The sequence below is a fragment of the Pseudomonas sp. c313 genome (assembly GCF_055407145.1).
Genome location: NZ_JBUZRD010000024.1, coordinates 1 through 20,978 on the forward strand (window position 1 = coordinate 1; position 20,978 = coordinate 20,978).

General features: G+C 58.7%; 22 protein-coding genes and 2 pseudogenes. 18 read left to right on the plus strand and 6 right to left on the minus strand.

From position 1 onward, the window contains the following. Positions 1-1,214: pseudogene (locus tag ACZRKZ_RS27110) on the plus strand (Tn3-like element TnAs1 family transposase); the annotation flags it as partial. 32 nt (positions 1,215-1,246) lie between these two features. On the opposite strand, the pseudogene ACZRKZ_RS27115 reads toward ACZRKZ_RS27110, so the two are convergent. The 3 genes and pseudogenes from ACZRKZ_RS27115 to ACZRKZ_RS27125 form a co-directional block, all read right to left on the minus strand. Then, positions 1,247-1,786 (minus strand): annotated as a pseudogene (locus tag ACZRKZ_RS27115) (endonuclease); the annotation flags it as partial. 104 nt (positions 1,787-1,890) lie between these two features. Next, positions 1,891-2,565: a protein KlaA gene (locus ACZRKZ_RS27120; RefSeq protein ID WP_198844937.1), complete on the minus strand. Its 675-nt coding sequence runs from the start codon at positions 2,563-2,565 to the stop codon at positions 1,891-1,893. A 204-nt stretch (positions 2,566-2,769) separates the two neighbouring features. Then, on the minus strand, positions 2,770-3,129 hold the full coding sequence (locus ACZRKZ_RS27125; RefSeq protein ID WP_200601211.1) for a hypothetical protein: 360 nt from the start codon (positions 3,127-3,129) through the stop codon (positions 2,770-2,772). A 645-nt stretch (positions 3,130-3,774) separates the two neighbouring features. Between ACZRKZ_RS27125 and istA (ACZRKZ_RS27130) the strand changes: the two genes are divergently transcribed. From istA (ACZRKZ_RS27130) to ACZRKZ_RS27160, 7 genes are all read left to right on the plus strand, one after another. Then, positions 3,775-5,274, plus strand: coding sequence for an IS21-like element ISPst3 family transposase (istA, locus tag ACZRKZ_RS27130; RefSeq protein WP_024012635.1), 1,500 nt, complete (start codon positions 3,775-3,777; stop codon positions 5,272-5,274). Next, positions 5,267-6,070: an IS21-like element ISPst3 family helper ATPase IstB gene (gene istB, locus ACZRKZ_RS27135; RefSeq protein WP_010454871.1), complete on the plus strand. Its 804-nt coding sequence runs from the start codon at positions 5,267-5,269 to the stop codon at positions 6,068-6,070. The genes istA (ACZRKZ_RS27130) and istB (ACZRKZ_RS27135) overlap by 8 nt, the downstream gene beginning before the upstream one ends. A 354-nt stretch (positions 6,071-6,424) precedes the next feature. Next, positions 6,425-7,546 (plus strand): ISAs1-like element ISPa60 family transposase, encoded by a 1,122-nt coding sequence (locus tag ACZRKZ_RS27140; RefSeq protein WP_010455375.1) that lies wholly within the window; start codon positions 6,425-6,427, stop codon positions 7,544-7,546. 282 nt (positions 7,547-7,828) lie between these two features. Next, a complete protein-coding gene (gene msrB / locus ACZRKZ_RS27145; RefSeq protein ID WP_003464965.1) occupies positions 7,829-8,272 on the plus strand; it encodes a peptide-methionine (R)-S-oxide reductase MsrB in 444 nt (147 codons plus the stop codon). A gap of 1 nt (position 8,273) precedes the next feature. Further along, positions 8,274-8,813 (plus strand): peptide-methionine (S)-S-oxide reductase MsrA, encoded by a 540-nt coding sequence (gene msrA / locus ACZRKZ_RS27150; RefSeq protein ID WP_003464967.1) that lies wholly within the window; start codon positions 8,274-8,276, stop codon positions 8,811-8,813. Between the two features lie 140 nt (positions 8,814-8,953). Next, complete coding sequence (locus ACZRKZ_RS27155) at positions 8,954-9,658, plus strand: glutathione S-transferase N-terminal domain-containing protein (RefSeq protein WP_003464969.1); 705 nt, start codon at positions 8,954-8,956, stop codon at positions 9,656-9,658. Beyond that, on the plus strand, positions 9,655-10,623 hold the full coding sequence (locus ACZRKZ_RS27160; protein WP_003464971.1) for a magnesium and cobalt transport protein CorA: 969 nt from the start codon (positions 9,655-9,657) through the stop codon (positions 10,621-10,623). The genes ACZRKZ_RS27155 and ACZRKZ_RS27160 overlap by 4 nt, the downstream gene beginning before the upstream one ends. Positions 10,624-10,827: 204 nt before the next feature. Here the strand turns inward: ACZRKZ_RS27160 and ACZRKZ_RS27165 are convergent, their stop codons facing one another. After that, positions 10,828-10,995, minus strand: coding sequence for a hypothetical protein (locus tag ACZRKZ_RS27165; protein ID WP_016487060.1), 168 nt, complete (start codon positions 10,993-10,995; stop codon positions 10,828-10,830). 75 nt (positions 10,996-11,070) lie between these two features. Between ACZRKZ_RS27165 and ACZRKZ_RS27170 the strand changes: the two genes are divergently transcribed. From ACZRKZ_RS27170 to ACZRKZ_RS27180, 3 genes are all read left to right on the plus strand, one after another. Next, a complete protein-coding gene (locus tag ACZRKZ_RS27170; RefSeq protein ID WP_002118279.1) occupies positions 11,071-12,084 on the plus strand; it encodes a zinc-binding alcohol dehydrogenase family protein in 1,014 nt (337 codons plus the stop codon). A 72-nt stretch (positions 12,085-12,156) separates the two neighbouring features. Continuing rightward, positions 12,157-12,588 carry a GlcG/HbpS family heme-binding protein gene (locus ACZRKZ_RS27175; RefSeq protein WP_005006001.1) on the plus strand — a complete coding sequence of 144 codons (432 nt, stop codon included), beginning with the start codon at positions 12,157-12,159 and terminating at the stop codon, positions 12,586-12,588. Positions 12,589-12,649: 61 nt separating this feature from the next. Next, complete coding sequence (locus ACZRKZ_RS27180; protein ID WP_005005999.1) at positions 12,650-12,940, plus strand: DUF1330 domain-containing protein; 291 nt, start codon at positions 12,650-12,652, stop codon at positions 12,938-12,940. 325 nt (positions 12,941-13,265) lie between these two features. Here ACZRKZ_RS27180 and ACZRKZ_RS27185 read toward each other — a convergent pair whose 3' ends face one another. Continuing rightward, positions 13,266-13,736 (minus strand): TlpA family protein disulfide reductase, encoded by a 471-nt coding sequence (locus ACZRKZ_RS27185; protein ID WP_003464979.1) that lies wholly within the window; start codon positions 13,734-13,736, stop codon positions 13,266-13,268. Between the two features lie 422 nt (positions 13,737-14,158). Between ACZRKZ_RS27185 and ACZRKZ_RS27190 the strand changes: the two genes are divergently transcribed. The 5 genes from ACZRKZ_RS27190 to ACZRKZ_RS27210 all read left to right on the plus strand — a co-directional run bounded on the left by ACZRKZ_RS27190 (position 14,159) and on the right by ACZRKZ_RS27210 (position 17,056). Next, the gene (locus tag ACZRKZ_RS27190) at positions 14,159-14,806 is read left to right on the plus strand and encodes a sulfite oxidase-like oxidoreductase (RefSeq protein WP_002118288.1); all 648 of its coding nucleotides are present in this window, start codon (positions 14,159-14,161) and stop codon (positions 14,804-14,806) included. Continuing rightward, positions 14,799-15,545 carry a ferredoxin reductase gene (locus tag ACZRKZ_RS27195; RefSeq protein ID WP_002118292.1) on the plus strand — a complete coding sequence of 249 codons (747 nt, stop codon included), beginning with the start codon at positions 14,799-14,801 and terminating at the stop codon, positions 15,543-15,545. Before ACZRKZ_RS27190 ends, ACZRKZ_RS27195 begins: the two co-directional genes overlap by 8 nt. Positions 15,546-15,998: 453 nt before the next feature. Beyond that, complete coding sequence (grxC, locus tag ACZRKZ_RS27200; protein WP_005005995.1) at positions 15,999-16,271, plus strand: glutaredoxin 3; 273 nt, start codon at positions 15,999-16,001, stop codon at positions 16,269-16,271. Between the two features lie 67 nt (positions 16,272-16,338). Next, positions 16,339-16,620, plus strand: a complete 282-nt coding sequence (locus tag ACZRKZ_RS27205; protein ID WP_003464986.1) for a DUF427 domain-containing protein — start codon at positions 16,339-16,341, stop codon at positions 16,618-16,620. Between the two features lie 169 nt (positions 16,621-16,789). After that, positions 16,790-17,056, plus strand: coding sequence for a hypothetical protein (locus ACZRKZ_RS27210; protein ID WP_003464988.1), 267 nt, complete (start codon positions 16,790-16,792; stop codon positions 17,054-17,056). An 860-nt stretch (positions 17,057-17,916) separates the two neighbouring features. Here ACZRKZ_RS27210 and sdhC read toward each other — a convergent pair. Continuing rightward, a complete protein-coding gene (gene sdhC, locus ACZRKZ_RS27215; RefSeq protein ID WP_005005993.1) occupies positions 17,917-18,291 on the minus strand; it encodes a succinate dehydrogenase, cytochrome b556 subunit in 375 nt (124 codons plus the stop codon). A 274-nt stretch (positions 18,292-18,565) separates the two neighbouring features. Here sdhC and istA (ACZRKZ_RS27220) point away from each other — a divergent pair, with 274 nt between their 5' ends. Both istA (ACZRKZ_RS27220) and istB (ACZRKZ_RS27225) read left to right on the plus strand, forming a co-directional pair. Continuing rightward, positions 18,566-20,080, plus strand: a complete 1,515-nt coding sequence (istA, locus tag ACZRKZ_RS27220; protein WP_058167704.1) for an IS21-like element ISPpu23 family transposase — start codon at positions 18,566-18,568, stop codon at positions 20,078-20,080. Between the two features lie 17 nt (positions 20,081-20,097). Then, a complete protein-coding gene (gene istB, locus ACZRKZ_RS27225) occupies positions 20,098-20,853 on the plus strand; it encodes an IS21-like element ISPpu23 family helper ATPase IstB (protein ID WP_046622600.1) in 756 nt (251 codons plus the stop codon). The last annotated feature ends 125 nt before the right edge of the window (positions 20,854-20,978 follow it).

Below are 20,978 nucleotides of genomic sequence, written 5' to 3' on the forward strand. Positions count from 1 at the left end.
TGGACGATTGGACGGGCTTCAGCCGCCACTTCACCCACTTGAAGGACGGGGCCGAGGCCAAAGACCGGACGTTGCTGCTGTCCGCGATCCTCGGTGATGCAATCAACCTCGGACTGACCAAGATGGCCGAGTCGAGCCCCGGCCTGACCTACGCCAAGCTGTCCTGGCTACAAGCCTGGCATATCCGCGATGAAACCTATTCGGCGGCCTTGGCCGAGCTGGTCAATCACCAGTACCGCCATGCCTTCGCTGCCCATTGGGGCGACGGCACCACCTCATCCTCCGATGGCCAGCGCTTCCGCGCTGGCGGCCGGGGTGAGAGCACCGGGCACGTCAACCCGAAGTACGGCAGCGAGCCAGGACGGCTGTTCTACACCCACATCTCCGACCAATACGCGCCGTTCAGCACACGCGTGGTGAATGTCGGCGTCCGAGATTCCACCTATGTGCTCGACGGCCTGCTGTATCACGAGTCCGACCTGCGGATCGAGGAGCACTACACCGACACGGCCGGTTTCACCGATCACGTCTTCGCCCTGATGCACCTGCTGGGCTTCCGCTTCGCGCCACGCATCCGCGACCTCGGCGAAACCAAACTGTACGTGCCGCAGGGCGTGCAGGCCTACCCGACGCTGCGCCCGCTGATCGGTGGCACCCTGAACATCAAGCACGTGCGCGCTCATTGGGACGACATCCTGCGCCTGGCCAGCTCGATCAAGCAGGGCACCGTTACCGCCTCGCTGATGCTGCGCAAGCTCGGCAGCTATCCGCGTCAGAACGGCCTGGCTGTCGCCCTGCGCGAACTGGGCCGGATCGAACGCACGCTGTTCATCCTGGACTGGCTGCAAAGTGTTGAACTGCGCCGCCGCGTGCATGCCGGCCTGAACAAAGGTGAGGCGCGCAACTCGCTGGCCAGGGCGGTGTTCTTCAACCGCCTTGGGGAAATCAGGGATCGGAGCTTCGAGCAGCAGCGCTACCGGGCCAGCGGCCTCAACCTGGTGACGGCGGCTATCGTGCTGTGGAACACGGTGTACCTGGAACGCGCCACCCAGGGGTTGGTCGAGGCCGGCAAGCCGGTGGACGGCGAGCTGCTGCAATTCCTGTCGCCGCTGGGCTGGGAGCACATCAACCTAACCGGCGATTACGTCTGGCGGCAGAGCCGCAGACTGGAAGACGGGAAGTTTCGGCCCCTACGGATGCCCGGAAAACCTTAGCGTACGATTTTTTCCGAATTCTGCGGGCTCCCCATGTAGAAATAGATGCGAGCAACCGCTCCCTTTACTTGGTCGCGAGGCTCTGTCACCCGCTGCTGGAAATCTGTTCTGGTCGGGCAAGCGCCGTATTGCTTGGGTGTTGAGGGTAAAACGCCATAGCGAAAGTTGCTGCGATCAGCATTCACCTCGCCGACACTCACATCGAGGTTGTGCATGTCGGCTTCCATTTTGCGAAATACCGGATCGGTATCGATGCAGTTTTTGCGCCCCCCGTTCTGCCAACACTGCCGCTGGCTGCCGAAGGCGTATGCGGGCAAGACATGCTCCCATTCGATGCGCTGCGCGCGATTCTCCTGAGCGCGGACTTCGTACCCGCACGAGGCGAAGTCCACACGGCCTCCTGATCGCCCTACCCACTTCCAATTGCACCCACAGTAAAGATCGCCGGCTTCGCTGGTGTTGCGGTCGTAGTAGACTTTCTGGCGTAGCTCAACCTTGGCCTGCTCGAAGGTCGTAGGTGCTGAGGCCAGAGCGCAGTTAGACGTGGCCATCAGCATGGCCAAAAACATCATGGGGATCGATTTCACGGTCTTTTCCTTAAAACAAGGGTGGTTCCAGGCTATTCAGGGGAAAAAAAACCCAAGCAAGGCTTGGGTTTGAGCGCTGCTCGCAGTAGCTACCGCAGCGGTGTAAGAAGCTCGCCAATGCGACGAACTCTGCGAAAGATAATTTGCGCGATCGATTCATGGCCCGTGGCAATGACCCCAAACAACCCAGCCAGGAGAAGTGCCCAGAAGCTGTTGCGCTTCCAGTCGTTTGCCTCGGCCAAGGCACTCTGGCGATGCTGTTCTCGCGGCCGATCAAACTCGATCTCCCCCTCCGCTACCGTCCCGATGAGAGGGTTCTCTTCGAGGAATTCACGCCCGGCCTGGATGAACACTTTCAGTGCTTCTGCCTCTTCGGCGTGGGCAATGATCATTCTGCTGATGGCGCTGACCGTATCGCGTACACCTTGGGCATGACCTTCAGCTTCGGCCAGCAGTTGTTCCAGTGTTGACCTGGCGACTTGATAGCGAACCTGCTTTTCCACGGCTCCACCCAGAACCTTCTCGAACCAGGTCGGCTTCCGGGTAATCTGCTCCGGCGAGGCGTCGGCCATTTTCGAGAGGATTTCTGCGATTTTGGCCGCAAGCGCCGCCGCCGACCCGCTCTCCATGAGATCGGATAGTTGATCGATTTTGGCAGAGCTATCCGCTACGCCCCCGTACTCGCCGAGGCGAGCCGGGAAAGTAAACAACTCAGGGAGTACCTGCTGTTTGAGGTGGTCGATGCTGACCACTGAATGAGTCATGGCGGAAAATTTCTCCTTGGATTTGTTGGAGATCGTACCTGCCGTATTCCTTGGCGGGTTGTTATTTCAGACGCTTTTACCGACTGAAAGCGCAGCTCGAAGTCTTTGTATCGCGATCTCGAAATAACCCAAACCTCCCCGATTCGCTTCAAAATGGCGCGAATAATCGCCTCATTCCCTAGCTACGCGGGTTTCGACCTGAATTCATTCAGGAGGTAGGTAGAGCGCAACCAGTGGCACGCATAGGCGAACGGCTCCCCGCATATGCAGAGTGGTCGGCGAATGGACAATCCGGTCAAGCAGCCACGCCCACGACTTGACGAGCCGTTCTTCAGGAGGTGTTGACTCCTCCAGATGCTGCTTGAATTCGGCGAACTTTGCCTGGCTATGCTCGAAAACACCGGTCTGCCGGCAGATTTCGGCCAGGGTCCGGATGTCGTCACTGTTCTTGATCAACGTGGAGCGCATGTCTGAATCGTCTCGATCCATAGCGGACAGCAGGTCACTCATTATCCGGTCGATTAATCTCGGCTCGTCTTCTTGATGCTCGTTTGCGATTGGCATTGCATGCTCCTTTGGCGGGTTCGGCATCGGTTTTACCCGAGACGTTGATATTCCCAAGGATGCAAGAACCGGTAGCCCGTGCAGCTCGGTTTCAGACAGCTTTTCCGCCTGAATTCGATGCTAGGGCGCAGGCACTGACGTTAGAGGCTTAGCACTCGATGCGGCCCAGCCAGCGCAAGCGCCTGGATGCATGAGCAGATGATTTTCGGTATTGGAGGGGGCGAACTTGGGAGGCCGCCCAGCCCTTTCTGGAAGGGAAAAAAGCCGGCATACCCCGGTAAGGGTAGCGCTTGGAAAAAGGATGACCTTCTCAGCAGGAGAACGCCACCAGGTAGGCCAGCTCATTCGCATCAAGGATGCCACAGCTAAGTGGTCTACTTGTTAGGGAGGGCAAACATGTCAGTTTGTTGGCTCTCTGGATCTGCTTTCGGCGTATTCAACGGGTGCCCCAACTGCCGGCGCACTTCGGCGAGCCACGCCTTGTAGGGAGTGTTTTTTCGCTCTCCCCACGGGTATGCATCGGCCAACGCTGTTGCCGCTGACCGAAAACTGACCCAGTAGAGGCTGTTCTGCCGACTGAAAACTGACCCAGGTGTTCAACTGCTTCTGCTCAATTTTTGAGCAGGAGAACACAGGGTGATCAGTATGGAAATGATGGGCAAAATTCGCCGGATGTATTTCCGCGACAAGCTGTCGCTGCATGAGATAGCCAAGCGCACCGGGTTGGCGCGCAACACGATTCGCAAGTGGGTCAGAGCACCTGAGGCCAAGCCGCCGGTCTACCAACGCCGCGCGATCTTCAACAAACTCAGCCCTTTTCACGCCACGCTGGAGCAGGCGCTAAAAGCCGATTCGCTGCGGCCCAAGCAACAGCGGCGCAGTGCCAAGGCGCTGTTGGCGCAAATCAAAGCCGAAGGTTATGACGGTGGCTACAGCCAGCTCACCGCGTTTATCCGTGCCTGGCGAGGGGGACAGGGCAAGGCGTCGCAGGCCTTTGTGCCGCTGACCTTTGCTCTTGGCGAGGCGTTTCAGTTTGACTGGAGCGAGGAAGGCTTGCTGGTCGGCGGCATTTACCGGCGTATGCAGGTGGCACATCTGAAGCTGTGTGCCAGCCGTGCGTTCTGGCTTGTGGCGTATCCGAGCCAGGGCCATGAGATGTTATTTGACGCCCATACACGCTCGTTCGGCTCCTTGGGCGGCGTGCCGCGCCGGGGCATCTACGACAACATGAAGACCGCCGTCGACAAGGTCAATAAGGGCAAAGGCCGGGCGGTGAATGCGCGCTTTGCGGTGATGTGCGCGCATTACCTGTTCGATCCGGACTTCTGCAACGTCGCCGCTGGTTGGGAAAAGGGCATCGTTGAAAAGAACGTGCAAGACAGCCGCAGGCGTATCTGGCTAGACGCCCAGGACTGCCAGTTTCACTCCTTCGAGGAACTCAATGCCTGGCTGGGCCAGCGCTGCCGCGCGCTTTGGAACGAGCTGACGCACCCTCAATACAGCGGGCTGAGTGTGGCCGAAGTGCTGGAGTTGGAGCGCGCTGAACTGATGCCTGTGCCAGCGCCATTCGACGGTTACGTCGAGCGGCCTGCGCGGGTCTCCAGCACCTGCCTGGTCAGCGTCGGGCGCAACCGCTACTCGGTGCCGTGTGAGTATGCGGGTAAGTGGGTCAGCAGCCGTTTGTATCCGACGCGAATCGAGGTGGTGGCTGACGACGCGCTGATCGCCAGCCATGTCCGCTTGCTGGATCGCGACCAGGTCAGCTATGACTGGCAGCACTACCTCCCGCTGATCGAACGCAAGCCCGGTGCGCTGCGCAACGGCGCGCCCTTTGCTGATCTGCCGGCGCCGCTGCGTCAGCTTAAGCACGGTCTGGGGCGTCATGCCGGCGGTGACCGGATCATGGCGCAAGTTCTGGCTGCCGTACCGGTCGCCGGGCTCGATGCGGTGCTGGTGGCTGTTGAGCTGGTACTGGAAAGCGGCAGCCTGAGCGCCGAACACATCCTCAATGTCGTGGCGCGCCTGGCCGCGACCGAACCACCACCCAGCGTCGAAACCCACTTGTCGCTCAAGGAAGCCCCCGTCGCTAACACGGCGCGCTACGACCGCCTGCGTGGCCAGACCGAGGAGATCGGTCATGCGTGATTTGATGGCGGAACTCAAGGAGCTGCGCCTGCACGGCATGGCCACGGCCTGGGCGGAGTTGACTGCGCAGGGTGAGTCGAACACAGCCTCGTCCAAGTGGCTGCTCGAACACCTGCTGGAACAAGAGCACACAGATCGCGCCATGCGCTCGGTGAGCCACCAGATGAACATGGCCAAGCTGCCGATGCACCGCGACCTGGCCGGCTTCGACTTCAGCGCCTCCAGCGCAGACGCTCGTTTGATCAGCGAACTGGCCAGTCTGGCCTTTACCGACACCGCGCAGAACGTGGTGCTGATCGGTGGGCCTGGCACCGGTAAAACCCACCTGGCCACTGCGCTGGCCGTGTCCGGCATCACCCGGCACGGCAAGCGCGTGCGCTTCTACTCCACGGTCGATCTGGTCAATCTGCTGGAGCGCGAAAAGCACGACGGCAAAGCCGGGCGGATCGCCCAAGCTCTGCTGCGCATGGATCTGGTCATCCTCGACGAACTGGGTTATCTGCCCTTCAGCCAGGCCGGCGGTGCGTTGCTGTTTCACCTGCTATCCAAGCTGTACGAACACACCAGCGTGGTGATCACCACCAACCTGAGCTTCGCCGAATGGTCGAGCGTGTTCGGCGACGCCAAGATGACCACCGCCCTGCTGGATCGGCTGACCCACCACTGCCACATCGTCGAAACCGGTAACGAGTCCTATCGCCTGCAACACAGTAGCTTGGCGGCCCAGGCCAAGATCAAATCACGGGAGCGAAAGCGTAAGGGCGGCCAGGAACCGGAGGACGATGAGCCGTTCTGATTTCATGGCGACGACGGCCTGCTACATGGCTGCGTGTGGCAGGTCTTAAACAACTGAACTGGGCTAGCGAAGGAGTGGGGGCAACAGCAGCTGCGCTGGTAGACTTATCCACAGTTGCTGGTAACAAAATCAGCAATCCGCCCTGGGTCAAATTTCAATCGGCAGGGTGGGTCAATTTTCCATCAGCGCCAACACACTAAGCAACCATCAGAAAATTTTGACTGTACGCCAAAAAATTCGCATCTACCAGCATCTAAACAGGCGTTGCAGGGCAATCGCATGAACGCCTGCCGATTTGAATGAGTCCTTTCCCAGCGGGCATCCTGAGCGCCTCTCTACTCAGGATGCCCTGCAATGTCGCATCACATACCAATCTCCGATGTTCTGGTCGCCATCAATGATCCCCGTCAGCAGGGCAAGATTCGTCACGACCTGGTCGAAACACTGGTCGTGGCTATCTGCGGCGTGCTTGCCGGCGCTGACACCTTCATCGAAATCGAACTCTGGGCTGAGCAGCGGCTGGACTGGTTCCGCCGTATTCTGAAACTACCCCACGGCATTCCCTCACACGACACCTTTGGACGGCTATTCAGCCTGATCGATCCAGAGGAGTTCGAGCAGGCCTTCCGCTGTTGGGTTGCGGCGATCCTACCGGCCCTTTCTCCGCAAGTGGTTGCCCTAGACGGCAAGACCAGTCGCCGCTCCGGCAAGAAAAACACGGCCCCGTTGCACCTGGTCAGCGCTTTTGCGGCTGATTCAGGGCTGATTCTCGGGCAGAGGGCGACCTCCCAGAAGTCCAACGAGAAGACCGCCATTCCTGAGCTGCTGGCCACACTGGCGCTTGAGGGCTGCACCGTGACGATCGATGCCATGGGTACCCAGCCGGACATTGCACAGGCCATTCTCGATCGCGGGGCGCACTATCTGCTGGCCATCAAGGGAAACCAGCCGAAGCTGGCCGAAGCGATCGATGACTTCGCTGACACCTTTTTGGACGGCGATCCTGCCCGGGTACCCCATGCGCACTTCGAGCATGTCGAGAAGGACCATGGCCGGCTGGAGGTTCGTCGCTGCCATGTTTTCGACCAACTCCAGTGCCTGCCACAGCCAGAACGCTGGCCAGGACTGCGCACTTTCGTGATGCTGGAGTCCGAGCGGACTGTGGGCAACCAGACCAGCCTGGAGCGCCGTTACTACATCAGCAGTCTTGCTCCGGATGCAGAGCGCATCGCACATGCCATCAGGGCGCACTGGGGCGTGGAGAACCGCGTCCACTGGTGCATGGATGTCATTTTTGGTGACGATCAGATGCGGATCCGAACCGGGCATGCTGCCCACAACATGGCCGTTCTCAAGCAACTTACATTGAATTTGATCCGGTTGGATCCGGTCAAGCGCAAGGGTGGCATCAAGGCACGAAGGCTGATTGCTGCAACCTCTGATGATTATCGGGCTGAACTATTAGGTCTCAGGTGAGCTTCATGCGATTGCCTTGACAGGCGTTGTTGATTATCATAAAACACTGACACTGTATTATATAATCGTGCTTTTGTGTTATTTTTTTAATATTTACTGATTACGTACTTGCTTAACCACTCAGTTGCGCTAGAACTAATAGACGCGAAATTTAAATCTCTAATTTTCCAACACTTAGTAAAACCTCGTTTGCCATCCCACTACCATTGTAGGAGCAAATCAGGAGACATAAAAAATTAGCGGTAGCGTGCCTGGCCCTCTAGATAAGTATTGGAGACTGTAATGAAGTTTGAAAAGTCACAGACAGCAATCGACCACCTGACTCCCGAGCAACACCGAATTACCCAGGAGGCGGGCACCGAAAGGCCCTTCACGGGCGAGTACAACGACAACAAGGAGCCTGGCATCTACGTCGACATAGTGTCGGGAGAGCCACTGTTCGCTTCGACGGACAAGTTCGATTCGGGTACTGGCTGGCCCAGCTTCACCAAGCCGATCGTTTCGGCAAACGTGAACGAGGTGCGGGACAGCGCACACGGCATGGTCCGGACGGAGGTCAGGTCAGTACACGCAGACAGTCATCTCGGCCATGTGTTCCCCGATGGTCCTTCCGACCGCGGCGGTCTGCGGTACTGCATCAACTCAGCGTCCCTTCGCTTCATCCCGCGCGACGAGATGGAGTCCGAGGGATACGGTGAATATCTCGATCAAGTAGAGGAGGCTTAACATGCATCAGCGCGCTGTTCTCGCAGGAGGATGTTTCTGGGGCATGCAGGATCTGATCCGCAAGCGGCCCGGCATCATCTCGACCCGTGTGGGTTACACGGGCGGCGATATTCCGAACGCCACGTATCGTAATCACGGCACGCATGCCGAGGGGATCGAGATTGTCTTCGACCCGACAGTGACGAGCTACCGGAACATCCTGGAATTCTTCTTCCAGATCCACGATCCGACGACGCTGAACCGCCAGGGCAATGATCGTGGGCTCTCCTACCGGTCGGGCATCTATTATGTCGACGAGGAGCAGAAGCGCGTCGCCGAGGATACGATCGCCGATGTGGATGCCTCGGGGCTGTGGGATGGCAAAGTGGTGACCGAGGTCCAGCCGGTCGGCGAGTTCTGGGAGGCCGAGCCCGATCACCAGGATTATCTGGAGAAGCGCCCGGGCGGCTACACCTGCCACTTCGTCCGTCCCGGCTGGGTGCTTCCGAAGCGCCAAAAGGTTGACGACGTACAGCCAGCGGCCGGGACCGCGGCGGAATAGGCTTCACTGCCGTTGCCACTGCGCCGATCCGGTCCGCAATCTTCGTGACCGCGTCGTTCAGCGACGCGGTCATCGAACCCTACTTCAGAGTGACGGCTCGTTCCAGTCAGTCGCCATCGCAACACCAGGATCGCAGATTTATGCCAGACCTCTCGTCCTTTCCGATCACGCAGCGCTGGCCGGCATCTCATCCCGATCGCCTGCAACTCTACGCAGCCCCTACGCCCAATGGCGTCAAGGTCTCGATCATGCTTGAGGAGACTGGCCTGGCGTACGAGCCCCACCTGATCGACATCTCGAACAACGAGTCGAAGGATCCGGCGTTCGTGTCGCTGAACCCGAACGGACGCATACCGGCGATCATCGATCCGGCTGGCCCTGACGGTAGACCCATCGCCTTATGGGAATCCGGTGCGATCCTCCTCTATCTGGCCGACAAGACGGGTCAGTTCATCTCCACCGAACCAGGCCAGCGTTACGAGACCCTAGCGTGGGTGTTCTTTCAGATGTCGGCCATCGGGCCGATGTTCGGTCAGCTCGGCTTCTTCCTGCGATTTGGCGGCAAGGACTATGAGGACAAGCGGCCGCAACAGCGCTTTATCGACGAATCCACGCGTCTGCTGGGGATTCTGGATCGCCGGCTGGAAGGCCGCGACTGGATCGTCGACGACTATTCGATCGCGGACATCGCGACGCTCGGCTGGGTGAATGCGCTGGTGGAATTCTACGCTGCGGGTGACATCCTTGGCCTCAGCAGCTTTTCGAACGTCCGCGCATGGCTTGGACGCGGGCTGGCTCGACCGGCCGTCCAGCGTGGCCTCCACATTCCCGCGAGGCCAGCATGAGCATCATCGCCGCCTATTATTACAACGAAGGCAAGCGAGTTCGCGAAATCGCGCTCGATGAGCACGTCAAGTTGGGCGAGAGTCGCTCGGGCTTCTGCTGGATCGCGCTTAGCGAACCCACCCCCGAGGAACTACTCGCGATCCAAAGGACATATAATCTTCATCCGTTGGCGATCGACAACGCGATGCACCCGCTGTGCCCGCCCAAGCTCGAGGTCTACAACGATGAGTTGTACGTCGTCGCGCAGACCGCCGAGCTGGTCGGCGACCGGATCAGCTACGGCAAGATGGCGATCTTCACCGGTCACAATCACCTTATCACCGTGCGGCACGGCAATGCCGGAGCGCTGGGCAAACTTCGGGAGCAACTCGAGGCATCGCCGACGCAGTTCGGCAAGGGTGTCGACTATGTGCTGCACGCGATCTTGCATCGCGTGGTCGACCAGTATCTGCCCATCTTCGAAATGATCGAGGACGACGTCCTGGCGATGGAGCGACGGTCGCTGCACGATTTCCTCGGGCCAGAAGAGGTGGCGCGAATCTTCGAACTAAGGTCCGAACTCACGCGGTTCCAGCGCACGCTCGGGGCTATGGCCGAGCTGGTGCGAAAGCTCGTTCGCGGCCACTTTCCCTGCATCAGCGCCGAAATGACACCATATTTCCACGACGTCGCGGACCATGTCCACCGCGTGCAGTCCATGGTCGACGGCCTCCTGCTTGTCCTGTCCACGGTCTTTGAGGCCAGCAGCCTTCTTGAAGCGCAAAGGACGGGGGTGATCACCCGCCAGCTGGCGGCTTGGGCGGCAATACTGGCAGTCCCGACGGCGATCGCTGGAATATACGGCATGAACTTTAAGCACATGCCGGAGCTGGACACGGCCTACGGATACTTTGTCGTGCTCGGAGTGATAGCGATATCGTGCGTTTTCCTATTTGTGCGCTTCAAGAAGGCTAAGTGGCTGTGAATACTGCCCATCGTTTTCTTCGCCGTCATCTGACGGTTACAGCGGGCCTTATACGGAAGCTTGTCCAATCCAACTCAAGATGAAGGTGCGTCCATGACATAGCAGCTGACCGACGCTCTACAAGCAGTTCAGTCCTTCATCGCCAAGGGCTAAGACCGCGAATAGCGCGTCAAGGACAGCAATCTCGTCGATCTCGAGCCAGGATCAACCATCGGTCCGTGCGGCATCTGCGTCGACGCGGCGTTTCGCCTCGGAAGCGGTGATGATGGCGATAACGCCTCCACCCTCTACGCGATCACCGATCCGGCGACCGAGCATAAGGGCCTGTTGATCGACGTGTTCGATGAAATCTGCTACCGCGACCCAGTTCAAGAGTCGGGACCTCAATGTAGAAGAAGTTGACTAACGAGCATTCGCGTCATCCGATCAAGCAAGCTGGAGACATTTATGAAAGCCATTGGTTACAAGGTTCCGGGACCCATCGCCGCGGATGCCGCGCTGGTCGACATCAATCTGCCTCGGCCTGTCGCTGCAGGATACGATATCCTGGTTGAGGTGAAGGCCGTCTCGGTCAACCCGGTCGACTACAAGGTCCGCAACAGCACGCCGCCGGCAGATGGCGATTGGAAGGTGCTGGGATGGGATGCCGCCGGGATTGTGCGCGAGGTCGGCCCCGACGTCACGCAGTTCGAGTTAGGCGACGAGGTCTATTATGCCGGATCGATCACACGGCCCGGTACCAATGCGGAGTTCCATCTCGTCGACGCCCGGATTGTCGGTCACAAACCTGCGTCGCTCTCCTGGGCGGAAGCGGCGGCGCTGCCGCTGACGACGTTGACGGCCTGGGAGGCGATGTTCGACCGCCTGGACGTGGCGAAGCCCGTACCCGGTGCGGCGGAGGCGATCCTCATCATCGGTGGCGCGGGCGGGGTTGGGTCGATCGCCGTCCAGATCGCGCGACAGCGCACGGACCTCACCGTCATCGCCACAGCCTCTCGACCGGAAACCCAAGAGTGGGTAAGAGGGCTTGGAGCTCACCACGTCATCGACCATTCTCGTCCGCTCGCGCCACAGATCGCCGAACTCGGCATCGGTGCTCCCGCTTTCGTCTTTTCGACCACACATACCGAGCAACATGTCGCCGACATCGCCGAACTGATCGCCCCACAAGGACGGTTCGGACTGATCGACGATCCCAAGGCATTCGATATCATGGTTTTCAAGCGCAAGGCGGTGTCGATCCACCACGAGCTGATGTTCACGCGGTCGATCTACGGCACGCCCGACATGAATGAGCAGGGCGAGATTCTGGATGCGATGGCAGCGCTGGTTGACGACGGCAAAATCCGCACGACGCTGACCCGGCGACTGTCGCCGATCAATGCCGCCAATCTGAAGACGGTGCATGCACTGATCGAAAGTGGCGCGGCTAAAGGCAAGATCGTCCTCGAAGGCTTCTAACGACCGCGATCGCCAAACATCTTGTCCAACCTCAAAAAGCCGAACGGGTTATGCCCCAGCGATGAGAATCCCATGACCAAATCTATTGCCACCGCCTCGATCAACCGCGAAACCGCAGTCGCCCTCATCGACGCGGCGCTCGCTGCGGCCCGTGCCATCGGCATCCCGGCTGCCGTCGCCGTCGTCGACGCCACCGGTAACCTGCGCGCGTTCGAGCGCACCGACGATGCGCCGTTCCTTACCGTCGATGTTGCCATCGACAAGGCCTGGAGTTCCGCCTCGTTTGGGTTCCCGACCCATGTCTGGAACGACTATGTGACCAACGATCCAAAAGTGGCGCCGCTAGCCTATCGCCCTCGGATGGTCGCTGTCGGCGGCGGTTATCCGATTCTGGAGGATGGGAAGTTGATCGGCGGCATAGGCATCTCCGGAGGCAACTATCAGCAGGATCAGGATGCGTGCGTCGAGGCACTCATGAAAATCGGGTTCCAGTTGCCAGCCTGACGACTGTGAGGCCATCACCGGTGGTAATGGCCAACAGATCCAACCTTTGAGAGGCCTAATGATGGAAGCGTTCGTCGTCTTTACGCGGGAAGAAACCAGCGACCCACATGCACTCGCAACCTATTCTGCAGGCGTCGGACCATCGTTCGATGGTCACGACGTTACCTTTCTCGCCGCTTATGGCGCGATCCAGCATTTGGAGGGGCCGCCCATCGAAGGGGCCGTAATCTTGCGTTTCCCGACGATGCAGGCCGCTCGCGACTGGTATGACAGTCCCGCCTACCAAACCATCGCTGCTCAACGCTTTGCCGGTTCCCGTTACCGCGCCTTTATCATTGAAGGGCGGCGGTGACATACCGACAGAAGCACTTCGGCGCTGACCACGAGGTATCGGCGTGTGAACTCGCATCTTGGGAATCTGTGGGGGGGACCAAGACAGCGGCGCTAGGGGCTCATATCGTCGATCGGATCAGAGAGTTGCTCGGCGAGAATGGGTTATCTATTGCCGAGCTGACGGAGCGGAGCCGCCCTCTCCCAACGGATTGATTCAATCGTTGACGCTCCTCCTATCCGGATCCGGGTTTTCGCACGCTGATCAACAGAGTTACAGCGCGCAACGCCTGTAGTGGGCATCAGGGGATGGGTGGCAATCAGGATGATTGCCCACCTTCCAACGATTAACCTTGCTCAAGTTGCTTCACTAGTCGCTCCGCGTCGAGATGGAAGTCCGAGAAAACAATGCTACCGCCAGCGTCGATAACCGTAAACCACGGAGTTCCTCGTGTGCGGTAGTCTTCCATGAAGGTTGGAAACGGCGAGCCGGTCGGTTGCTCGTCGTGACCGAAAACGATAGGAAGCTCATACTTGAGCTGGTTCACGCGCAACTTCTCGAAGGTATTCTCATGCGTTCCTTCGAAGACGGTCTGGATCACTGCGAACCCCACGTCTTTTGAGCTCAACGCTGCATGCAACTTTTGTAGCGTCGGAAACCCATGCAAATGGCAACCTTGGCACCAATGCTGGAAGGCAAACAAGATTTTCGGGCCGGGCCCGATATCTGACAGTTTGAACGGCGCGATACTTTCCCCATCTTTGCCAATCCATTTTTGCACCCGCAGCTCAGGCGCTTGTCGTTCGATCTCGTTCATCTGATCCTCCAACCCCGATACAGAAGCTTAGTGGATGATCGCGCGTCGCGACGGTGCGCGAACGTCCGACCTTATTTTCCCTATTTCCTGAAGCCAGAATAGATCAGATCGACATTTCGTCCTTAATATACTCAAGCTGCCGGCGAGCGCGAACTGGGCAACCATGCGCTGGTGAGCCTTGAGCTTTGCACGCTGCCCATCCGTTTGAGAGCGAACCTGCAACTTCCGCTCCGCATACCGCAGATCAGCGTACGCAGCCTTGGGGTTATCTACCCTATAGCCATTGGGTATTGGGAATCATGCTGGCCTGACGCTATGTTCGATACGCGATTTTTTACGATGATAGAGCATCTGTATCTGATTTTTAGTCGATTGGCTTATTCGGCGGATGTGCGGGCAAATGCTTTACGCAGAGTACTGAAATGAAGGCCGGCTTCGGTCTGCCGTATCGAGCAAGAGGGGTCACTATGGTCACCAGAGGTTTCACCGGTCGCGGTTCAGGCGACCAGTCCGATCGGATTCCGCCAGGTCAGCATCTGGTGGAGGATTTCCCTGTTCTGTCGGCCGGCCCTACGCCGAGGGTAGAGCCCTCCGACTGGAAATTCACAGTCAAAATTGGTCCGAAGCCCGTCAAAACGTGGAATTGGGGCGAATTCAACACTCTACCAAAGACCCAGGTGACAAAGGATATTCACTGCGTCACCTCTTGGTCCAAACTGGATACCGTTTGGGAGGGTGTACTCATTGAAGACATCCTTGCAGATGCAGAGCTTGATCGGCCTACCGATTTCGTCTTGGCGCACTGCTACGATAATTATTCGACAAACGTCCCTCTGACGGATCTGCTTTCCGGGAAAGCGATGGTCGCCCTCAGTTATGCGGGCAAGCCACTTTCCCGCGATCATGGGGGGCCGGCGCGTCTTCTAGTGCCGCACCTTTACTTCTGGAAATCCGCCAAATGGGTGAATGCGCTGCAATTCACGACGCGTGACGAGGCCGGCTTTTGGGAGCTGCACGGCTATCACATCTACGGCGATCCGTGGCGCGAACAACGATACACCCATGACTGAAAACGAAGCGCAAGTCCGTTCGTGGCAATCATGCGTGATCGACGACATCATCCAGCAAACACCGAGTATCAAGAGCTTCTTCCTTCGGTTGAGCAAGCCGTTCGCGCACACCGCAGGTCAGCACGTCGATATCCGGCTGACCGCGCCCGACGGCTACAGTGCAATGCGCAGCTACTCGATCGCGTCATCGGCAGTTTCGACCCCGATCGTCGAGATAGCTATCGAGCGCATGCCGGATGCCGAAGTTTCGCCGTTTTTTCACGACATCGCGGCGATTGGTGACGAAATCGAAGTTCGCGGTCCGCTCGGTGGCCATTTCCTTTGGCCTGAGCCTGCCATAGATCCGGTTCTGTTGATCGGGGGAGGCTCCGGCCTCGTGCCGTTGATGGCAATGATCCGGCAGCGCCGCGCATTGGCCCAAGCCGTTCCGACAGCGTTGCTCCTGTCCGCACGAACCGCCGAGGACGTTCTCTTCTCAGAAGAACTTCATTGCATCGAAATCAGCGATCCGGCGTTCGTCCTGGCGCTCGCGATTACGCGCGAGAAACCGGTTCGCGCATCGGACTTTGCGCGACGGATCGACGGCATGATGGTCCAAGAAATTCTAACCAGGCTTCAGGGAAAGCCGACGCAAGTGTTCGTCTGCGGGTCTAACGGATTCGTCAACATCGCAACCGATAGCGCGCTGCTGGCGGGCTTGGACGCCTCCATCATCAAGACGGAGCGCTACGGGGGCTAGCGGCGCGAGCTATCTCACGTCGCGCCGATCGTAGACGTGCGCCCTGGGAAGCTTTGGCGATCAACGTGAACCGTTTTGCCGAACACAGTCTTCGTACCCCCCGGCCTCTAGAACGCCTTCGCTCGCGATACCTGGCTCGACATCAAGCTCAATTTGAAAGTTCCTGCACTATCCGTCGTCCTGATATGCTCGACCAGCATGATGGGCGATTCGAGCGGGACCGCTTCCGTCCCAATCGAGGCTCGGTTACCTTAGAGCATCGGCTCGGCGCTACAGGAGGCGCGTGCGGCCTCTGCCTGGCGGTGAAAGCACTTTGGGCCATGTCGCCTGGATAGCGGCCAATCGTCAGCATCTGCTCCGATGTCGGCCAAGGTGCAGTCGCCATCTTTGAACGCCGCGAATTGGAGATCAACGCCATGACAGCGATCCGCGTGCAACTGCCGGAGATGCAATATGACAACTGATGTATTGCTGTACACCACGAATTGGTGCCCGTTCTGCCGCCGAGCGAAGGCGCTCCTCAAGGAAAAGGGCGTGCGATGGAAGGAGCTCGATATTGAGGCGGATCCGGCTCACCGGCAGGCCATGGCGGAAGCGTCGGGGCGAAGCTCCGTGCCGCAGATCTTCATCAATGGCACCCTTATCGGTGGCTCCGATGAGCTATTCGCGCTCGATGTCAGAGGCGAGCTCGACAAACTTCTCGGGCGCAACCCGCCTGCCACCTGAGGAGGTGCGGCTTGGGGCAGGCAGCCCGCGAGCCTTCGCCGGTTGATGAATACAAAAGGAGAGTCCGTTGGTCTCAGCCATCTGGAAAGACACTACTATCGCCACAAGCGACGAAACAGTCATCGTCGAGGGAAATCACTACTTCCCACCGTCAGGAGTCGACCTGAGCCTGCTTGAGATGAGCCCGCACACATCTGTCTGTCCGATCAAAGGCGCCGCGCGCTTCTTTCATGTTCGCGCGGGTGACGCGCTCAACGTGAACGCCGCTTGGACCTATCCCGCCCCCACTCCGGATGCCGAGGGTATCCGGGATTACATCGCTTTCTGGAAAGGCGTGGACGTTGCCTAGCAGACTGGACGGACGACTTCGCTGATAGCCATGCGGGCGCCGACATCTCAATTATCCTGCCCACCCCGGGCCTCGTCGGCTGCAGGAATCTGCCCGGCACCTTAGCGCGACCCGGCACTGGCGGTCTCGCACCCGCCGCGCCTCTGTTCTATCAATAAGGATGGATGACATGGAGCATTCCGAGTTCGATGCCGCTTTCGCGAAGCTTGCGGAGGGATACAGAGAAGGGACTTATGAAGGCCGGCGTTTCAGCTTGATCGTCCGGCGATCTGGGGACGGACGTCGCAACAGTCTGTTCGCCAGGGAGTTGGACGGGACTGACATTGTCAGCTTCAACCTCTTCCGCGTTACATCAGATAGGACATTGTTGAAGCCGTGCGAAATGTCCGCCGAAAAGGTCGTAGCGTTCGTGCTGGAGTTCCGACCGGACACCTGACGGGCAGAAGAAGATCCCGGCCAACCGGCGCGCCTGCGACGGCCGGCTATCTAAGGCTGCGCAAGCCTATAGCCGCAGCTCATTGCACTTCGTCTGGCGAGGAATTCAACATCGATACGTCGCCATCCGCGGGGATATCGGTACAGGCGCCCGTGTAAGCCAGATTGAGAAATCCTAAGCGATGACTAACACCAATGACGCCACCCTTCCGACACATTCTATTCTTGAGGAATGCACAGCGATGGCTGTCGTCAACGCTCTGAAGATTATTCTGAAGAACAGCTACGCGATCTACCTTAAGACAAAAAATGCCACTCGGGCGCATCCCGCCCCTACTTCAGGGACTTTCACTTGCTTCTCGCTCTGTCACTCACAGCATCGGCACGCCCATGACGCATGGTATCCAGGCCTCATAATTTTCCCATATAACCTTCTTGTCTTTTGCGCACCCAGAAAGACTCGAGGCTTTAACTGGACAGATGAGCCCTCGAGGGTAGTGTTCACCTGATTGGCTTTCTCATATCTGATGTTGATTCGCACAGTGTGCCAACCAGGTGATAGTTTCAAAAAACCTGCGCTTCAGAGCGAATTAGACGATCTTCGATAAGAGCGATCCGCCTCAAAATCCAAAACATCTAACATTGTCCTAGAGCCATATTTGTACCTAGTACTATGGCGCTCCCATTAACACATTTGATGATGCACAGAAAACTTAGCTCATGATAGCTTTCAGCTAACAGCTATTCGGAAGCCCGAAAGGATTCAACCGTTTAAGCGTGAACCGTCGATTATAAATACTTTCGTAAGTTAGCTTTAAAGGACGCTTTTAGTCCTTGTAAATACGCATTACGACTCCACAGCTACCAAATCCATACGGCGCCAGCAACCATTAAAACACCCGACACTACTAAAACAATAGTAGAGGCGCGATTGCTGCCTTTCAAAGTATGACCAACACCCACATCCATAACTAGGTGTCGAATTCCGGCTACGAGATGATAAATAAATGAAGAGTATACCAACCAGAAACTAACTTTGCCGAAAGGTGAAGAAAAAATCTCCTTGACTTCATTAAAACCCTTTTCTGACTCCAACGATTTGCTCAGCATATACAGTATCAGTCCCAGAAAAATAAAGAGCATAATTCCTGAAATCCGGTGCAGAATCGATGTAAGCGCCGTGAGAGGAAGCTGAATGGTTCGAATATCAAGATTAACCGGCCGCTTTTTATTCATTTTGACTCCAGTCAACAATTCTAGTGGGGGATTTCAGTTTTCGATCTCATTCATCATAGCAGCTGTAACTTGCGGATTCCACGGTCATCTGGCCACCCATTCCATAAGCATCTGACCACCGATTCCACGGTGATCCGGCCACCCATTCCACGCGTATCCGACCACTGATTCCACGGTCATCCGGCCACTCAACCGGGCAGGCAGTAACGCAGGATTTCTTCACTACCATCGACCTCTTTTTCGAAGCAGAGAGGTCGTCGTGGAGCGTTTATCCATGCGTAAGATTCGCGAAGTACTTCGTCTCAAGTTCGAGGTCGGGCTATCGGCTCGCCAGATTGCCGTCAGCGTGCAGATCGGTCGTGTCACTGTCGGCGATTACCTCAACCGCTTTGCCGCCAGCGGTCTAGCCTGGCCCTGTTCGTTGTCCGATTCCGAGCTGGAGCAGCAACTGTTCCCACCGCCCCCTGCGGTGCCCAGCGAGCAACGGCCATTGCCCGATTGGTCTTGGGTGCATGCCGAGCTACGCCGGCCGGGCGTGACCTTGGCGCTGCTCTGGCAGGAGTATCGCCTGAGCCAGCCGAAAGGCTTTCAGTACAGCTGGTTCTGCGAGCACTACCGAGCCTGGCAGGGCAAGCTGGACGTGGTGATGCGCCAGGAGCATCGCGTCGGTGAGAAGCTGTTTGTCGACTACGCCGGGCAGACGGTGCCGGTGATCGACCGCCACAGCGGCGAGATCCGCCAGGCGCAGGTGTTCGTCGCGGTGCTTGGCGCGTCCAGCTACACCTTCGCCGAAGCCACTTGGTCGCAGCAGTTACCGGACTGGCTGGGCTCCCATGTCCGCTGCTTCGCCTTTCTCGGCGGCGTGCCGGAAATCGTGGTGCCGGACAACCTGCGAAGCGCGGTGAGTAAGAGCCATCGCTACGAGCCGGACATCAACCCGAGCTACCGCGATCTGGCCGAGCACTATGGCGTGGCGGTGGTGCCGGCGCGGGCGCGTAAGCCGCGCGACAAGGCTAAGGCTGAGGTCGGCGTGCAGGTGGTCGAGCGCTGGATCCTCGCCGCGCTGAGGAACCGCCAGTTCTTCTCCCTGGACGAACTCAACAGCGCCATCGCCTTATTGCTGGAGCGGCTCAACCGACGACCGTTTCGCAAGCTGCCGGGCTCCCGGCACTCGGCCTTCGAAGCCCTGGATCGTCCAGCGCTGAGCCCACTGCCGGAGCAGCCCTACGTCTATGCCGAGTGGAAGAAGGCGCGCGTGCATATCGACTATCACGTCGAGGTCGATGGGCATTACTACTCAGTGCCCTACCAGTTGGTGAAGAAACAGCTGGAAGTACGGCTGACGGCGCGCACCGTCGAGTGCTTCCACGCCAACCAGCGGGTGGCCAGCCACCTGCGCTCGCCACACAAGGGCCGGCATAGCACACAGACCGAGCACATGCCCAAGAGCCATCGCGAGCATGCCGAGTGGACGCCGCAACGGTTGATCCGCTGGGCCGAGCAGACCGGGCCGCACACCGCCGGCGTGATCAGCCACATCCTCGAACGGCGCATCCACCCAACCCAAGGCTACCGGGCCTGCCTGGGCATCCTGCGCCTGGGCAAGACCCATGGCGAAGTGCGCTTGGAGCTGGCCTGCCGACGCGCCCTCAGCCTCGGCGCGTGCAGCTACAAGAGCCTCGAATCGATCCTGCGCCAGGGGCTGGAAAACCTGCCGCTGGCCCAGCAGCACCTGCCCCTGCTGCCGGACGACCACGCCAACCTGCGCGGCCCCGGCTACTACCACTGAACACAAGGAATCCCACCATGCTGCCCCATCCGACCTTGGACAAGCTCCAGACCCTGCGCCTGACCGGCATGCTCAAGGCACTCGCCGAGCAACTGAAAACCCCCGACATCGACAGCCTGAGCTTCGTGGAACGCCTCGGCCTGTTGGTCGACCGCGAACTGACCGAGCGCGACGACAAGCGCCTCAGCAGCCGCCTGCGTCAGGCCCGGCTCAAGCACAACGCCTGCCTCGAAGACATCGACTACCGCAGCCCGCGCGGACTCGACAAGGCGCTGATCCTCCAGCTGAGCAGCGGTCAGTGGTTACGCGACGGACTCAACCTGATTATCAACGGCCCGACTGGCGTCGGTAAGACCTGGCTGGCCTGCGCCCTGGCCCACCAGGCCTGCCGAGAGGGTTACAGCGTGCGTTACCTGCGCTTGCCGCGCCTGTTGGAAGAGTTGGGCCTAGCCCACGGCGACGGGCGCTTCGCCAAGCTGATGAGCGGCTATGCCAAGACCGACCTGCTGATCCTTGATGACTGGGGTCTGGCCCCGTTCAACGCGGAACAGCGCCGCGACATGCTGGAGCTACTGGACGACCGCTACGGCCAGCGCTCGACCATCGTGACCAGCCAAATGCCAGTGGACAACTGGCACGAACTGATCGGTGATCCGACTCTGGCCGACGCCATCCTCGACCGCCTGGTGCACAACGCTTATCGGATCAACCTCAAGGGTGAGTCGATGCGCAAACAGACGAAGAAATTGACGACACCGGGCACCTCAGACTAACAATGCCCCCCCTGCGTCGCTGCGCTCCGACTGCCCGGCCGGATGGCCGTGGAACAGGTGGCCAGATGGCCGTGGAATGCCTGGCCAGATGAGAGCGGACTGGGTGGCCGGATGGCGTGGAATCC

Coding starts and splice junctions, on each gene's coding strand:
- ACZRKZ_RS27120 (WP_198844937.1), bottom strand. CDS start 2,565: ATGACTCATTCAGTGGTCAGCATCGACCACCTCAAACAGCAGGTACTC.
- ACZRKZ_RS27125 (WP_200601211.1), bottom strand. CDS start 3,129: ATGCCAATCGCAAACGAGCATCAAGAAGACGAGCCGAGATTAATCGAC.
- istA (WP_024012635.1), top strand. CDS start 3,775: ATGGAAATGATGGGCAAAATTCGCCGGATGTATTTCCGCGACAAGCTG.
- istB (WP_010454871.1), top strand. CDS start 5,267: ATGCGTGATTTGATGGCGGAACTCAAGGAGCTGCGCCTGCACGGCATG.
- ACZRKZ_RS27140 (WP_010455375.1), top strand. CDS start 6,425: ATGTCGCATCACATACCAATCTCCGATGTTCTGGTCGCCATCAATGAT.
- msrB (WP_003464965.1), top strand. CDS start 7,829: ATGAAGTTTGAAAAGTCACAGACAGCAATCGACCACCTGACTCCCGAG.
- msrA (WP_003464967.1), top strand. CDS start 8,274: ATGCATCAGCGCGCTGTTCTCGCAGGAGGATGTTTCTGGGGCATGCAG.
- ACZRKZ_RS27155 (WP_003464969.1), top strand. CDS start 8,954: ATGCCAGACCTCTCGTCCTTTCCGATCACGCAGCGCTGGCCGGCATCT.
- ACZRKZ_RS27160 (WP_003464971.1), top strand. CDS start 9,655: ATGAGCATCATCGCCGCCTATTATTACAACGAAGGCAAGCGAGTTCGC.
- ACZRKZ_RS27170 (WP_002118279.1), top strand. CDS start 11,071: ATGAAAGCCATTGGTTACAAGGTTCCGGGACCCATCGCCGCGGATGCC.
- ACZRKZ_RS27175 (WP_005006001.1), top strand. CDS start 12,157: ATGACCAAATCTATTGCCACCGCCTCGATCAACCGCGAAACCGCAGTC.
- ACZRKZ_RS27180 (WP_005005999.1), top strand. CDS start 12,650: ATGGAAGCGTTCGTCGTCTTTACGCGGGAAGAAACCAGCGACCCACAT.
- ACZRKZ_RS27185 (WP_003464979.1), bottom strand. CDS start 13,736: ATGAACGAGATCGAACGACAAGCGCCTGAGCTGCGGGTGCAAAAATGG.
- ACZRKZ_RS27190 (WP_002118288.1), top strand. CDS start 14,159: ATGAAGGCCGGCTTCGGTCTGCCGTATCGAGCAAGAGGGGTCACTATG.
- ACZRKZ_RS27195 (WP_002118292.1), top strand. CDS start 14,799: ATGACTGAAAACGAAGCGCAAGTCCGTTCGTGGCAATCATGCGTGATC.
- grxC (WP_005005995.1), top strand. CDS start 15,999: ATGACAACTGATGTATTGCTGTACACCACGAATTGGTGCCCGTTCTGC.
- ACZRKZ_RS27210 (WP_003464988.1), top strand. CDS start 16,790: ATGGAGCATTCCGAGTTCGATGCCGCTTTCGCGAAGCTTGCGGAGGGA.
- sdhC (WP_005005993.1), bottom strand. CDS start 18,291: ATGAATAAAAAGCGGCCGGTTAATCTTGATATTCGAACCATTCAGCTT.
- istA (WP_058167704.1), top strand. CDS start 18,566: ATGCGTAAGATTCGCGAAGTACTTCGTCTCAAGTTCGAGGTCGGGCTA.
- istB (WP_046622600.1), top strand. CDS start 20,098: ATGCTGCCCCATCCGACCTTGGACAAGCTCCAGACCCTGCGCCTGACC.